Source organism: Arthrobacter agilis (genome assembly GCF_002953615.1).
GTDB lineage: Bacteria > Actinomycetota > Actinomycetes > Actinomycetales > Micrococcaceae > Arthrobacter_D > Arthrobacter_D agilis_B.
Genome location: NZ_CP024915.1, coordinates 2,229,489 through 2,244,052 on the forward strand (window position 1 = coordinate 2,229,489; position 14,564 = coordinate 2,244,052).

General features: G+C 71.1%; 13 protein-coding genes and 1 pseudogene. 10 read left to right on the plus strand and 4 right to left on the minus strand.

All coding sequences use genetic code 11. From position 1 onward, the window contains the following. A partial coding sequence (gene pdxT, locus CVO76_RS10890; protein ID WP_208739252.1) for a pyridoxal 5'-phosphate synthase glutaminase subunit PdxT occupies window positions 1-776 on the minus strand: 776 nt, incomplete at its 3' end. Between the two features lie 111 nt (window positions 777-887). On the opposite strand from pdxT, the gene CVO76_RS10895 reads away from it, so the two are divergent. The 3 genes from CVO76_RS10895 (at window position 888) to CVO76_RS10905 (ending at window position 3,430) form a co-directional block, all read left to right on the plus strand. Further along, window positions 888-2,159 (plus strand): Mur ligase family protein, encoded by a 1,272-nt coding sequence (locus tag CVO76_RS10895; RefSeq protein ID WP_208739253.1) that lies wholly within the window; start codon window positions 888-890, stop codon window positions 2,157-2,159. Further along, the gene (locus CVO76_RS10900) at window positions 2,159-2,929 is read left to right on the plus strand and encodes a type 1 glutamine amidotransferase (protein ID WP_208739254.1); all 771 of its coding nucleotides are present in this window, start codon (window positions 2,159-2,161) and stop codon (window positions 2,927-2,929) included. The genes CVO76_RS10895 and CVO76_RS10900 overlap by 1 nt, the downstream gene beginning before the upstream one ends. 144 nt (window positions 2,930-3,073) lie before the next feature. Next, complete coding sequence (locus tag CVO76_RS10905; protein ID WP_133081808.1) at window positions 3,074-3,430, plus strand: VOC family protein; 357 nt, start codon at window positions 3,074-3,076, stop codon at window positions 3,428-3,430. A 75-nt stretch (window positions 3,431-3,505) separates the two neighbouring features. Here CVO76_RS10905 and CVO76_RS10910 read toward each other — a convergent pair whose 3' ends face one another. Further along, window positions 3,506-3,916 (minus strand): VOC family protein, encoded by a 411-nt coding sequence (locus CVO76_RS10910; protein ID WP_244185899.1) that lies wholly within the window; start codon window positions 3,914-3,916, stop codon window positions 3,506-3,508. A 217-nt stretch (window positions 3,917-4,133) separates the two neighbouring features. Beyond that, on the minus strand, window positions 4,134-5,153 hold the full coding sequence (locus CVO76_RS10915; protein ID WP_208739255.1) for a DUF808 domain-containing protein: 1,020 nt from the start codon (window positions 5,151-5,153) through the stop codon (window positions 4,134-4,136). Window positions 5,154-5,491: 338 nt separating this feature from the next. Between CVO76_RS10915 and CVO76_RS10920 the strand changes: the two genes are divergently transcribed. From CVO76_RS10920 to CVO76_RS10950, 7 genes are all read left to right on the plus strand, one after another. Continuing rightward, complete coding sequence (locus CVO76_RS10920; RefSeq protein WP_208739256.1) at window positions 5,492-5,956, plus strand: hypothetical protein; 465 nt, start codon at window positions 5,492-5,494, stop codon at window positions 5,954-5,956. A gap of 74 nt (window positions 5,957-6,030) precedes the next feature. After that, entirely contained in the window at window positions 6,031-7,644 is a 1,614-nt protein-coding gene (locus CVO76_RS10925) for a sensor histidine kinase (protein WP_208739257.1), read from the plus strand. After that, window positions 7,641-8,300, plus strand: coding sequence for a response regulator transcription factor (locus CVO76_RS10930; RefSeq protein ID WP_133081803.1), 660 nt, complete (start codon window positions 7,641-7,643; stop codon window positions 8,298-8,300). Before CVO76_RS10925 ends, CVO76_RS10930 begins: the two co-directional genes overlap by 4 nt. After that, window positions 8,297-9,829, plus strand: a complete 1,533-nt coding sequence (locus CVO76_RS10935) for an SLC13 family permease (RefSeq protein WP_208739258.1) — start codon at window positions 8,297-8,299, stop codon at window positions 9,827-9,829. The genes CVO76_RS10930 and CVO76_RS10935 overlap by 4 nt, the downstream gene beginning before the upstream one ends. Before the next feature lie 42 nt (window positions 9,830-9,871). Further along, on the plus strand, window positions 9,872-11,089 hold the full coding sequence (locus CVO76_RS10940; RefSeq protein ID WP_208739259.1) for a glycerate kinase family protein: 1,218 nt from the start codon (window positions 9,872-9,874) through the stop codon (window positions 11,087-11,089). An 84-nt stretch (window positions 11,090-11,173) separates the two neighbouring features. Continuing rightward, on the plus strand, window positions 11,174-13,183 hold the full coding sequence (locus tag CVO76_RS10945; RefSeq protein WP_208739260.1) for a M3 family metallopeptidase: 2,010 nt from the start codon (window positions 11,174-11,176) through the stop codon (window positions 13,181-13,183). 25 nt (window positions 13,184-13,208) lie between these two features. Further along, the gene (locus tag CVO76_RS10950) at window positions 13,209-13,925 is read left to right on the plus strand and encodes a GNAT family N-acetyltransferase (RefSeq protein WP_208739261.1); all 717 of its coding nucleotides are present in this window, start codon (window positions 13,209-13,211) and stop codon (window positions 13,923-13,925) included. Window positions 13,926-14,179: 254 nt separating this feature from the next. Here the strand turns inward: CVO76_RS10950 and CVO76_RS10955 are convergent. Continuing rightward, window positions 14,180-14,564 (minus strand): annotated as a pseudogene (locus CVO76_RS10955) (pyridoxal 5'-phosphate synthase lyase subunit PdxS); the annotation flags it as partial.

Sequence of the window (14,564 nt, forward strand, 5' to 3'; positions counted from 1 at the left end):
TCCGGATGGAAGCTCGTGGCCAGCAGGTTCCCTGAACGCACTGCGACAATTCTAGCGACCGGCTCCAACTCGGACGCCCCGCCGGCACCGTCGTCCCCCGCCGCCCCGCCCGGGCTGGTGGACGTGCCGGCGGCCGGGCCCGGCTGTGGAGCCTGCCCGGCGGGCACCTGCGCGAGCACCTCGACGCCGTCGCCCACCTTCTCCACCCACGGCGCGCGGATGAAGACGGCCCGCACGGGGTCGCCTCCCGCAGCACTGCCGGTCGTTGCGAGGCCCGCAAAGGCGAGGTCGGTCTCGAAGGACTCCCGCTGGCGGCCGAAGGCGTTGCGCCGCACCACCATGTCGAGCCCGCCGAGCGTCTGCTGCGGATTGCCGAGCCGGTCCACCGATGGATCGGCGATGACGTCGGACAGCAGGATCATGCCGGCGCACGAGCCGTAGACGGGCAGGCCGCCGGCGATGAGGTCCCGCAGCGGGTCCGCCAGGCCGAAGGTGCGGGTGAGCTTGTCCATCGTCGTGGACTCGCCGCCGGGGATGATCAGGCCGTCGATCGCTGCGAGTTCCGAGGGTCGCCGGACGGGCACGGCGCGCCCGCCCAGCGAGGTGATGGTCGCGATGTGCTCGCGCACGTCACCCTGGACCGCGAGCACTCCGACGACGACGTCCGCGCGGACCGTCGTCGTACCGGCGGCAGCGCGGACCGTGGCGTGGTCGGAGGCGGCGGACGGAGCGGCGCCCGACGTGGGCAGGGGGGCCGAGAAGGACGGGGAGGTCATCCCTCAATTCTAGGTCGCCGGCACCGTCCTGCCGCCGCCGGAGGGCCGGCGTGAGCAGCGCCTCCCCGCCGCGTCCCGGGAAGACGGGCCGGCCTGCGATAATTTGTAGCCATGAATCCCCTTCCAGTCCTCGTGGGCAAGGCTGTGCGCGTCGCTTCGCGCCTGCGCGGCGGCGGCTCCGCGTTCCCCGGCCTCGTGGTCGAGCGCCTCGACCCCGGCTTCATGGGCCGGGCGCTCTCCGACCTCCCCCACGGCGTCGTCGTCGTGAGCGGGACGAACGGCAAGACCACCACCACCAAGATGGTCGTCGAGCTGCTCGAGGGCCAGGGCCTGAGCGTCTTCACCAACCGGACGGGCAGCAACTTCACCCGCGGCGTCGCCGCCGCGCTGCTCGGCGAGGTCGACTGGCGTGGACGCCTGAAGGCCGACGTCGCCGTGCTCGAGCTCGACGAGGCGCACGCCGTGCACTTCGTGAAGCTCGTCCCACCCCGGCACTCGCTGCTCCTGAACGTCCTCCGCGACCAGCTCGACCGCTTCGGCGAGATCGATGCCACGACACGCCTGCTCGAGCGCATCGCCCTTGCCACCACGGGGACCGTCGTCCTCAACCGTGAGGACCCCCGCGTCGCGGGCCTCGCCTCGTCCGTACCGGCCACCGAGGTCGTCTACTTCGGCCTCGACGCGTCGCTGAGGAGCACCTTTCCCAACGACGACGAACTGCGCGGTGCCGAGGGCACCGCGCCGGCGTCGGCCCTGCCCGCGGACGTGGTGCTGCGCTCGGTGGACGGGAACTCGGCGGAATTCGAGGTCGCCGGTTCGACCACCCGGACCGACCTCCGCCTCCGCGGCGTGTACAACATCTTCAACGCTGCGGCGGCCCTCGCGGCGGCCCGGGCGGTCCTGGGCGGGACGGCCGACACCGCGAAACTGTTCTCGTCGCTGGCCGCTGTCGAACCCGCCTTCGGTCGCGGGGAGAGCCTCGTGGTCGACGGGCAGGCGCTCGAACTGGTACTCGTCAAGAACCCGAGCGGTTTCCGGCTGGGGCTGAAGTCCTTCGACCCCGCCGGCTGCGCGACCATGATCGCCATCAACGACAACTACGCCGACGGCCGCGACATGTCCTGGCTGTGGGACGTCGACTTCGACTCCCTGGGCCTCGGCGGCGTGGACGTCGTCAGCGGCGTCCGCGCCTACGACATGGCGCTCCGGCTCAAGTACGACGACGTCCGAGTCGGCGCCGTCGAGCCCGACATCACCGACGCGCTCAGGGAGTTCGTCCGGATGTCGGCAGGGCGCCCGAAGCGCATCTTCTGCACCTACACCGCCATGCTCGCGGTCCGCCGCGAACTGTCCAAAATCACGAAGGTCGAGGAGGTTTCCTGATGAGTGACGCCCCATCCGCAAGCTCGCTGACGGAGGCCCCTGCCGATCCGTCGAAGGGCTCCCTGCGCATCCTGCAGCTGTACCCGCGGGAGATGAACATCTACGGCGACTACGGGAACGTCCTCGTCCTCAAGCAGCGCCTCGCGTGGCGAGGCTACGGGGCCGAGATCCTCGAGCACAACGCCGGGGACGCCTTCCCGAAGGACGTCGACATCATCGTCGGCGGCGGCGGCCAGGACAGCGGGCAGGTCGTGATCCAGGACGATCTGCAGGCCATCGCCCCCCGCCTGCGGGAGCTGGCCGAGGACGGCACCCCGATGCTCCTCATCTGCGGCCTCTACCAGCTCTTCGGCAACGTCTTCCGCACGCACGACGGCACCGTCATCCCCGGCATCGGCGTCCTCGACCTGGAGACACGCGGCGGGACCGAACGGTTGATCGGCAACGTCGTCGCGCGGAGCGACGAGTTCGGGGAGATCCACGGCTACGAGAACCACAGCGGGCAGACCTTCCTCGGGAGCGGACTGAGGCCCCTGGCGACAGTGGTCAAGGGGGCGGGCAACAATGCGGAGGAGAACCACGAGGGCGCCCGCCATCGGAACATCGTGGCGAGCTACCTCCACGGTTCCCTGCTGCCGAAGAATCCCGCGATCGCCGACTTCCTGCTGCGCACCGCCGCGGAACGCCGGTTCGGCTCGTTCCAGGACGACGGCGTCGACGACTCCCTGGCCGAGCTCGCCCGGCAGCACGCCGGCGCGAGACCGCGGTAGCCGGGACAGCATCCCGGCGGGCCCGTCAAGGCCCCGGGCCGACCGGGAAGCCCGGCGCGTGGTGCCGGTAACGTTCGGTGCGACGGGCCCGGTCAGGGCCCGCGAGCCGTCGGACCGCCGCACGCGGTCCGCGAAAGGAGCGCCATGGCACAGGGAATTGCAGCAGTCTGGGTACCCGTCGAGGACATGGACAGGGCCGTCGCCTTCTACCGCGACACCCTCGGTCTCAGCGTGACGATGCAGGACACCGACTGGACGGAGATCGACGCCGGTGGACTGACCGTCGGTCTCAACGCCCGGGAGAACACCCACGGCGGATCGGGCGGTGGCGCCGTCATCAGCTTCTCGCCCGAGGGTTCCATCGAGGACGAGGTGCAGCGCATCGCCGCGCGCGGTGGCGCGTCGATCGAAGGGGAGATCAGCGAGTACCCCTGGGGCCGGATCCTGCCGTTCAAGGACAGCGAGGGCAACGACCTCCAGTTGTACAGCCCGCCGGCCTGACCGGCGAGCGGACCGGCGAGGTCCCGGAGGTGCGGGGAAGGGTCCGGTGCGTCGCCCGGGCGGAGGGCCGAGGACCTACGAGGGGAGCCAGTCCCCGCGGTTCCGGATCTCCTGCACGGCCCAGCTGTTGCCGTCCGGGTCCGAGAAGTAGATGAAGGCGGACGCGTCACCCTCACCCATCCGGGTGACGGGATCGACGGCGACGCCGCGCTCCAGCAGTTCCGCGCGGGCCAGTTCGACGTCACGCACCACGAGCTGCAGGCCGGAGACGGGTGGGCCGGCATCGGACCCCATGCCCTCGGTCAGGACCACCGAACACGAGGATCCCCGGGGCGTGAGCTGGACGATCCTGACGCCCGGCGCAGGCTTCACGTCGTGATCCAGGACGAAGCCGACCCGGTCGCGGTAGAACGCGAGCGAGCGGTCGAGGTCGACGCTCGGGAGCACGACGACTTCCAGTTTCCATTCCAGTGCTGTTTCCGACATAGGCGAACACTACAGGCACTCCTGCCCGGCGTCCCGGCGTCCCGGAGCGGTTCCCGGGACGCCCTGCCGTCCCGGCCGTCCTCGCCGTCCCGGTCCCCATCGCTCTCGGCTGGTGCCGGTCACCTGCCGTCCCAGGACCGGTCGGGGCACGAACGACACCACCGCCCGACGGCGCGTCCAGCCGCCTGCCGGCCGACCCGCAGGAACGCGCCGGATATCAGGTGTGCGGTCGTTCGCGTCCGGCCGACTTGTGGCCGGCGATGGCGGCGCGAAGGTCTCCCTCTTCGTGGCCGCCCTTCTTCCTGCTCGAGGGCAGCAGTCCCAGCAGGGGGTGCACGACGACGAGGACCAGGGCACCCCAGGCCAGTCCGAGGACGGCCGAGCAGAGGGTGTTCACCAGCCATGCAAGGAGACCGCCGACCACGGGGACACCGACGAACGGGTGCTCGAGCACGTGGACCAGGTCGTACGGCGCATGCCAGCCGAGGTCGTAGGCGCCCTGCAGCATGATGTGCCCGCCCACCCACAGCATCGCGACCGTCCCGACGAGGGTGATCGCCGCCAGCACTCCGGGCATGCCCTTCACGAGCATCCGGCCGAGGCGCTGCGAGCCCTCCGAGTCCTTCGTGGTCAGGTGCAGGCCGATGTCGTCCATCTTGACGATCAGCGCCACCGCGCCGTACACGAGCACCGTGATGGCGAGCGCGACGACGATCAGGATGAGCGCCCGGGCCACCAGGGACTCGTCGGACACCTCGTTCATCGAGATGACCATGATCTCGCAGGAGAGGATGAAGTCGGTGGTGATGGCGCCCTTGGTGACCCTGGCCTCCGCCTCCGGCCCCCGCTCCACCGCCGGCGCCTGCTTGGACTCGTGGTGGCCGCGGATCTTGTGCCAGACCTTCTCCGCGCCCTCGTAGCAGAGGTAGGTGCCGCCGAGCATGAGGATGAACGGGATGATGCCCGGGATGAACGCACTGACGAGCAGCAGGGCGGGCAGGATGATCAGCAGCTTGTTCCGCAGCGAGCCCCAGAAGATCCGCTTGATCATCGGCAGCTCGCGGGAGGGATCGGCACCGGAGACGTACTGCGGGGTGACGGCGGCGTCGTCGATCACCACGCCGGCGGCCTTCGCCCCCGCTTTGGCGGCGCCGGCGGCGACATCGTCCACCGAGGCGGCCGCGATGCGGGCGAGGGCTGCGACGTCGTCCAGCAGGGCGACGAGACCCCCGCTCACAGTGCGCGTCCGCTCTGCTCGCGGGCGGGCTGCTGGGCAGGGCTGCTGCGGTCGAGGCACGGATTCGGCATGTTCGGAGTATATGGGAGCGCCGGCCGGTGGGCCGCGTGGCGCGGTCGCAGGACCGGCGGCAGCGTCCGGGCGGCAGCGTCCGGGCGGCAGCGTCCGGGCGGCAGCGTCCGGGCGGCGAAGATGAAGAAGTCCTCATGCAGTCTTCACGACGACCTCACCTGCGTGCGCCAGAGTAGGTACGGCGACGGGGACTCCGACGCCGGCGGCCCGGTACCGTCCCGATCCGCCCCGTTCCGACCCATCCGCACGACCACAAGGAGAACCCCATGGCTCTTGGCCCCCGCATCCTCGCTGCAGCAGGGCTGCTCGCGGTGCCGGCACTCCTCGCGGTCGGGAGCCAGGAACTGAGCCGCCCCGCCGACATCCCTTCCGTGGATCCGCAGACCGTCGTCGTGGAGCTCGCTCCGACCGGTGGGAAGGACACCCGGACGACCGGAACCGGGGCCGATGAGCCCTCAGGGTCCGTACCGGCCCCGGAACCGCCGGCCGCACCGTCGCCCTCTGCCAGCCCGGCCCCCACGCTCCAGTCCGCACCCGAGCCTGCCCCTGTCCCCGCACCAGCAGCCCCACCGGCGCCGGCACCCGTACCCGCCGTCCCACCGGCACCTCCACCTGCGTCGGGCCAGGGCACCCCCGGCCTGGTGGAGCGCGAGGTGTTCGACGACGACGGGGAGGACGAAGGACCCGACGGGATCGACGACGACGCCACGAGCCAGGACGGCCAGGACTGATGGGGCTGCAACCACTTCCTCCGGGCTCGAGGCCCGCCGCGGGATCAGCGACCGCGGGGCGGACGATCCGGCCCGTGGGTGGCTCGTCCGTCTCCGCACGATGGCGCATCGTGGGCTGGATCGTGCTCACCACGGCCCTGGCCCTCCTGGCGCTGCTCGTCACCGTCCGCTCCCTGCTGATCGCCGGCGTCGATCGGGATGCCAACGACGACGTCGTCCAGGAAGCGCAGGAGTTCACCACCTTCGCGGCGGAGGCCGTGGATCCACTCACGGCCCAGCCGTACTCGTCGGTCAGCGAGCTGCTGGAACGCTATTTGTCCCGCCAGAACGCCTCCGCCGGCGAGGTGATCCTCGGAGTGACCGGGGGCGAGGTGCTGTACCTGGGGTCCGATGGACGCGGCAACAACGACGAATACCGGCTGCCCTCCGACACGGCGCTGCTGGAGGAGCTGCGGACGGACCCGGCCGCGTCCGGCGTACGCGAGACGGCGGCGGGGCCCATGCGGTGGGGGAAGGTCGAGGTACAGGCCGGCACCGAGTCCGGGACACTCGTAGTCGCCGCATTCCCGCGTGGAGGGTACGAGCAGGTGCAGGAGACCGTGACCGTGATCTTCTTCGTCGCGCTCGGCGGTCTGCTGTTCACCGCCGGGATCGCGTGGCTGGTGGCAGGCCAGATCCTGCGGCCCGTCCGGGACGTGAGGCGCGTAGCCACCGAGATCACCGAGTCCGATCTCACCGCACGCGTGCCGGTCCAGGGCCGCGACGACGTCGCCGCGCTCGCGGTCACGTTCAACGACATGCTGGATCGCCTCGAGCAGGCGTACGTCACGCAGCGACGCTTCATCGACGACGCCAGCCACGAACTGAGGACGCCGATCACCGTGATCCGCGGGCACCTGGAACTGATCGACGACGACCCGGCGGGTCGTGCGGCCACCCTGACCCTCGTGGACGGCGAGCTGTCCCGGATGGCGAGGATCGTCTCCGACCTCCTCCTGCTGGTCAAGGCAGAGCGCCCCGACTTCGTCCAGCCCGCCCCGACCGACGTCGCCGAGCTGATGCTCGACCTCGAAGCGAAGATGCAGGCACTCGGCGACCGGCGATGGCTCCTCATGGAGGTCGCCGAAGGGACGGTCGCGCTGGACGGCCAGCGCGTCACCCAGGCGGTGCTCCAGCTGGGAGCCAATGCAGTGCAGTACACCCCCGACGGCACCGACATCAGCCTCGGTTCCGCGTTCGAAGGTGCCGGTACCGACCGGCGGCTGCGTATCTGGGTGAAGGACTCCGGCCCCGGCGTGACCGAGGACGAGGCCGCGGTGATCTTCGAACGCTTCGAGCACGGTTCGGCGAACGCGCTGCCGGCCGACAGGCTGCGGACCGGCGGAGCGCGCGGCGGTGCGGGACTGGGGCTGTCCATCGTGCGGGCCATCGCGGACGGGCACGACGGCTCCGCCTGGGTGCGCAGCGAACCGGGCCGCGGTGCCACGTTCGGGCTCCTCCTGCCGGCACCCGCGAGGCTCCGGGTCGATCCTGCGTCGGGACCGCCCCTCCAGCCGCCGGGGACCATCCTCCCGGGCAGGGGCACGACGACCGGCCGGCAGACCACAGGGAACAAGCCGTCGACCATCTCCCAGCCCGCTCCGCCCCAGCGGGCCATCCTACGACCGACACCGCAGGAGACACCATGAGCCGCATCCTGATCGCCGAGGACGACCCCCGCGTCGCCTCCTTCATCCAGAAGGGCCTGCACGCGGCCGGCTACTCCACGGAACATGCCGCGGACGGCGAAACGGCGCTCTTCCTCGCCCGTGCCGCCGGTTTCGACCTCATCATCCTCGACATCGGACTCCCCCTGATGGACGGGTTCGAGGTCCTCGCCCAGATCAGGGGGGAGGGCGTGCCGACACCCGTGATCGTCCTGACCGCGAGGGACAGCGTCCCGGACACGGTGGCGGGGCTCGAGGGCGGCGCCGACGACTACGTCACGAAACCGTTCCACGTCGCGGAACTCCTCGCGCGTATCCGCCTGCGCCTCACGGACCGGGCACCCATGACAGCCGGCACCGTCATCGAGCATCAGGGCCTGTCGCTGGACCTCCACTCCAGGCGGGCACGCATCGGGGACGACGCCGTCGAGCTGACGTCGCGCGAATTCGCGATCCTGGAGGTCTTCCTGAGGCACCCCGACCGCGTCATCTCCCGCGAGCAGCTCCTCAACCAGGTGTGGGGCTACGGATTCGATCCGGGCTCGAACGTCGTCGACGTCTACGTCCGTGCCCTGCGCCGGAAGATCGGCGCAGAGCGGATCGAGACGATCCGCGGAGCAGGATACCGGCTGCCATGACCCTGATCGAGCACTCCACCACGCCGCCACGGACGGCGAAGGCTCCCGGCACCGCGCCCGTCGCCGATGCCGGCGCACGGGCCGCAGCACGACGCTCCCTCGTCATCCGGTCGGTGGCCGCCACCGTCGGACTCACGATCGCCGCCGCCGTCGTCCTCGCCGCCCGGCAACCCGACGCAGGCCTGTCCCCGCAGGGCGCGGTCACGCTCATGGTCTTCGTGCTGGCGGTGTGGCTCTGGATCTTCACCTCGATCGACGACACGTACATCGCGCTCGGCGCGGCGACGGTCCTGGTCCTCACCGGGACGATGGAGACCGGGGAGCTCTTCTCCACCCTGGGCGAGGAGACCATCTGGCTGCTCCTCGCCGCGTTCGTCATCGCCGCAGGTGTCCGCGCCTCGGGACTGGCCAACCGCGGGGCAGCGTTCATCATCACGGGCGCGACGACACCGCGGCAACTCGCACACCTGACGACCCTCGCCCTCGTCGTCACCACCTTCGCCGTCCCCTCGACGTCCGGGCGCGCCGCGCTGGCCCTGCCGGTGTTCCTGGCACTGAGGCAGGCACTCGCCGGCCGCGTCGCGCTCATCAAAGCCCTGGCGATCCTCTTCCCGTCGGTGATCCTCCTCTCCGCGGTCGGGTCCTTCCTCGGGGCCGGCGCCCACCTCATCACCAGCCAGATCCTCGAGACCGCGACGGGCAGCAGTTTCGACTTCGCCACGTGGCTCCTTCTCGGCCTGCCCCTCGCCCTGGTCGCATCCCACCTCTGCGCCGAGATCGTGCTGCGCATGTTCACCACCGCCGCCGAGCGCGGCGAACACCTGCGGATCCATGTCGCCGCCCTCGAAGAGCACTCCGACACCCCCGTCACCGGTCCGCTGACCGTCGCCGAGTCGCGTGCCGCGCTCCTGCTGGGCGCCGTCGTCGTCCTGTGGTGCACCGAGCCGCTGCACGGGCTCCATCCCGCCCTCGTCGCGCTGATCGGCGCCCTCGTCGCGGCGTCGCCGAGCTACGGCTCGGTGGACCTCGCCAAGGGACTGAAATCCGTGCCGTGGTCCCTGCTGCTCTTCATGGCCGCGACGCTGGCTCTCGGCAACGCCCTCGTCTCCACCGGAGCGGCCGACTGGCTGGCGAGCGGTGTGCTGGGGCCCATCCGTTCGCTGGGAGCGGCAGCGGCCCCCCTCTTCGTGGTGCTCGTGGTGCTCCTCTCCACCGTCGCCCACCTCGTCATCCAGAGCAGGTCGGCGCGGTCGGCCGTCCTGATCCCCGTCGTCATCGCCCTCTCCCCGGCCGTCGGGGTGGAACCCATGGCAGCGGCGTTCGCCTCGACGGCGGCTGCGGGTTTCTGCCACACCCTCACGAGTTCCGCGAAGCCCGTGGCGATGTTCGCCGCGGCGGACGGCGTCGAGACCTACACGCCGAAGGACCTCCTCCGGCTGTCATCGCTCCTGGCGCCCGTCAACGTGGCCCTGGTGCTGATCTTCAGCTTCCTGGTCTGGCCGCTCCTCGGCCTGCCGCTCTTCCCCTGACGACCCGTTCCATCGCCCGTCCCTACCCGAAGGAGAACCACCATGGCAGTCCCCCAGCGCATCCTCATCGCACCCAGCGGCTTCAAGGAGTCCCTCGACGCGGAGACGGTGGCGCGGTCCATCGCCGCGGGCGTCCGCCGGGTCCTCCCGGGGGTGCAGATCACTGCCGTGCCGATCGCGGACGGCGGCGAAGGGACGGCCGCGACCCTCGCGGCTGCGACGGACGGCGTCCTCGTGCCGGTGAACGTCACAGGACCGGTCGGCGCGCCGGTCGAATCGCACTATGCGAGGCTCGGCGGAAGCGCCACCGGCACGGCCGTCGTCGAGATGGCCGCCGCCGCCGGGCTCCGCCTCGTGCCGCGAAAACTCCGCGACCCCGGAGCCACGACCACCTACGGCGTGGGTGAGCTGATCCGCGCGGCGCTCGACGAGGGCATCCGCACCATCGTGGTGGGGTGTGGGGACTCCGGGACGAGCGACGGAGGCGCCGGGGCGCTCCAGGCGCTCGGTGCGCGCGTCCTCGACGGGAAGGGGCGGGACCTCCCCTTCGGCGGCTCCGCCCTGATCGACGCGGAGCGGCTCGACCTCTCCGGCCTGCATCCCGCCGTCCACGAGGCGACGATCGTCCTGGCCTGCAACCAGCACAACGTGCTGTGCGGCAAGACCGGCGTCGCCCGCGTGTTCGGACCGCAGAAGGGAGCATCGCCCCGGCAGGTCGAGGAACTCGCGAAGGCCATGCGCCAGTGGGCGAGGGTCCTCGAACGTGACGGGCTCGCCGCCGGGACGGACTACCGGACCGGCCCGGGGACGGGGGCGTCCGGCGGCCTCGGTGCCGGGCTCGCCGCCGTCGGCGCCCGGCTGGTGCCACGCTTCGAGGCCCTGATCGACAGCGGTCTCGCCGGACTCGACCTCGACGCGCTCATGCGCGGGGCGGACCTCGTCATCACGGCCGAGGGCGCCATCGACTTCCAGACACCGAACGGAAAGGTACCCGCCGTCGTCGCGCGCAGGGCCCAGCTCGCCGGCGTACCCGTCCTGGCACTGGCGGGCTCCCTCGGGAAGGGCGCCCCGGACGTGCACGACATCGGCATCGACGCGATCGCCTCCATCATGACCATCCCGATGAACCTGGCGGATGCCGTCGCGAACGGCGAGCAACTGCTCATCGAGGCCACCGAGCGGACCATGCGGTTGCTCCTGCTCGGCGCCGCCGTGTCATCGTCCATCGACTCCCGGTACCGCGAGCTCCGGCCCATCTGACGCAGTACGGCGGCACGCGGACGGAGTGCGGACGAGCCCGCAGGTAGTGCACGGATGAGCGACGACGTGCAAAAGTTAGTTCCCATGAGCAACCCTTTCCTCGCGCCAAGCACCCTCGACTACCAGCTGCCGCCGTTCGCCGACATCCGGGACGAGCACTACCTGCCGGCCTTCGACGCGGGTTTCGCCGAACACCTCGCCGAGATCGACGCCATCACGGACACCGCCGAACCACCCACGTTCGAGAACACCGTGCTGCGGCTCGAACAGGCGGGCAGCACCCTGGACCGCGTCTCGCGCGTGTTCTTCAGCAACTCCGTCAGCCATGCGACGGACGCGATCCAGGGCCTCGAGCAGCAGGTCGCCCCCCGCCTCGCGGAGCACGAGGACAACATCAAGCTCAATCGCGCACTGTTCGAACGCCTCCGTCAGGTGCCGCTCGACGGCCTGGACGACGAGTCCACGCGCCTCGTCCAGGAGTACGTCCGCAGCTTCGTGCGGGCGGGAGCCGAACTCGACGACGATGCGCAGGCGACGCTCCGCCGGCTCAACTCCGATCTCTCGGCCCTCAGCACCGAGTTCTCGCAGAAACTGCTGAAGGACACCAACGACTCCGCCCTGCTGCTCGACTCCGCCGACGACCTCGACGGACTGTCCGCGGACGCGATCTCGGCTGCGGCCACGGCGGCGACCGACGCGGGCCACGACGGCAGGTACCTCCTGACACTGATCCTCCCGACGGCGCAGCCGGCCCTCGAGTCACTCACCGACCGGGAGGTCCGCCGTCGCCTGCACGAGGCCGCCGTCGACCGCGGCGCACGCGGCAACGACGCCGACACCCTCGCAATCGCCACCCGCATGGCGACCCTGCGCGCCGAGCGCGCAGCCCTGCTCGGCTTCGACACGCACGCCTCGGCAGCGACCGACAACCAGACCGCCCCGTCGCTGGACGCGATCATGGACCGGATGCGCGAACTCGCGGCCCCCGCCGTGCGCAATGCCCGGGCCGAAGCCGCAGAGCTGGAGGCCGAGGCCGGCCATCCGATCGAACCGTGGGACTGGGCCTACTACGCCTCGAAGGTCCGGAAGGCGAAGTTCGACGTCGACCTGGACGCCCTCCGCCCCTACTTCGAACTCGAGCGCGTCCTGCAGGACGGAGTGTTCTACGCCGCGACCCGGCTGTACGGTCTCACGTTCACCGAGCGCCCCGACCTTCTCGGGTACCACCCCGATGTGCGGGTGTGGGAGGTCTTCAACGAGGACGGCTCGGGCCTCGGCCTGTTCCTCGGCGACTTCTACACCCGCGACACCAAGAGCGGCGGTGCCTGGATGAACTCCTTCGTGGACCAGTCGCGGCTCCAGGGCACACGCGCCGTCGTCATCAACAACCTGAACATCTCCAGGCCCGCGGCGGGCGAGCCCACCCTGCTGTCCTACGACCAGGTGGTCACCATGTTCCACGAGTTCGGCCACGCACTGCACGGCCTGTTCTCCGACGTCACCTACCCGCTGTTCTCCGGCACGTCGGTGCCGCGCGACTTCGTGGAGTACCCGTCGCAGGTCAACGAGATGTGGATCCTCTGGCCGGAGATCGTCGCGAACTACGCCCGCCACCACGAGACGGGCGAACCGCTCCCCCAGGACGTCATCGACCGCATCCACGCCGCCGGCGCCTGGGGCGAGGGATTCGAGACGACCGCCTACCTCGGTGCCACCCTGCTGGACCTGGCCTGGCACTCGATCCCGCCGGGCACGGTCGTCGAGGACCCGCTGGCCTTCGAAGCCTCGGCCCTCGCCGATGCCGGCGTCGACTTCGCGCCCGTTCCGCCGCGGTACCGCACCTCCTACTTCAAGCACATCTTCGCCGGCGGGTACGCGGCGTCCTACTACGCCTACATCTGGAGCGAGATGCTCGACGCCGACACCGTGGAGTGGTTCAAGTCCTCGGGCGGCCTGACGCGCGCCAACGGGGACCACTTCCGGCGGGAGCTGCTGTCGCGGGGCAACAGCATCGATCCGCTGGAGGCGTTCCGCGCCTTCCGGGGCCGGGACGCCGACCTCGAGCCGCTGCTCGTCCGCCGCGGGCTCGCATGACCGGCCCTGCCGGCGGTCCAGCCGCATGGTGACCATCGCCCAGTGCCAGCGACTGCAGGCCGCCTGGTCCGCGGCGCTGGCCACGGCGACGGGCGGGAGGACCTTCTCGACGCACGGCTCCACGTGGGTGTGGCTGCCCGCGCGACGCGAACTGGGGATGATGTTCCCCGAGTCCGTGAGCGCGCACGCCGTGCGGCCCGCCCTGGCCGAGGGGGTGCGGCTCGGCGCCTCCTCGGTCCGGGTCTGGCTCAACGGCGCGGTGGACCCCGTCGAGCTCGCCGGTCTGGGATTCGGTCCGAGCTGGCAGCCCTGGTGGATGGCAGCACCCGCGGCCGCCGTGGTCGTGCCCGGGGACGACGACGCCGTCCTCGCCACCGACGTACCCGACTACTCGGGTCCGCTCAAACAGGAGCTGCGGGTGGTCCGCTCCCAGCCGCGGCAGGCGTGGCATGCCGTGACACGGAGTGGGGAAGGCGGCAGCATCTCCGGAGCCGCGTACTCGTTCTACCCGTCCGGCGTCACGGGCCTGCGACGCCTCGGCGGTGTCCACAACCTCGAGGTGCTCCCGGACCACCAGCGGCGCGGGCTCGCCACGGCCCTGCTGAGCGCCACCGCGCGGGCCGCACTGCAGGCCGGTGCGGTGGACCTCGCCGTCAACGCCACACCGCAGGGCTACGAGTTCTTCTCGAAGCGGGGCTTCACACTGCTCGGACGCGGCAGGACTTACGCGCTGTACCTCTGACCGGCTGCGGCCCGACGGTGGACGCATGACAGCCGAGCCGCGTCCCCCTCCACCGCCGACGGTGATGTCGGAGGTGCGTGGGCCCGGTCCCGGCGGGACCGCGCCCGGGCGTTGGGGGCGATGGCCGAGGACATCCTCGGGGACCTCCTCGGGGACCACGAGGCCCCGCGGAGGCACTGACGCCGCCTCCGCGGGAAACGGCAGAGGACCGCGGCCTGCCGGCCGCGGTCCTCTGCACTGCCCGTGCTGTGCTGCTACCAGCCGCGCTCGGCGAGGCGGTGCGGCTGCGGGATCTCGTCGACGTTGATGCCGACCATGGCCTCGCCCAGACCGCGCGAGACCTTGGCGATCATGTCCGGATCGTCGTGGAACGTGGTCGCCTGGACAATCGCGTTGGCGCGTTCGGCCGGGTTGCCCGACTTGAAGATGCCGGAGCCGACGAAGACGCCGTCCGCGCCGAGCTGCATCATCATGGCCGCGTCCGCCGGGGTCGCGATGCCGCCGGCGGTGAAGAGGACCACGGGGAGTCGACCGGCGGAGGCGACCTCCTTCACCAGCTCGTAGGGCGCCTGGAGTTCCTTTGCGGCGACGTACAGCTCGTCCTCGGCCATGGAGGAGAGGCGGTTGAGCTCCGCGCGG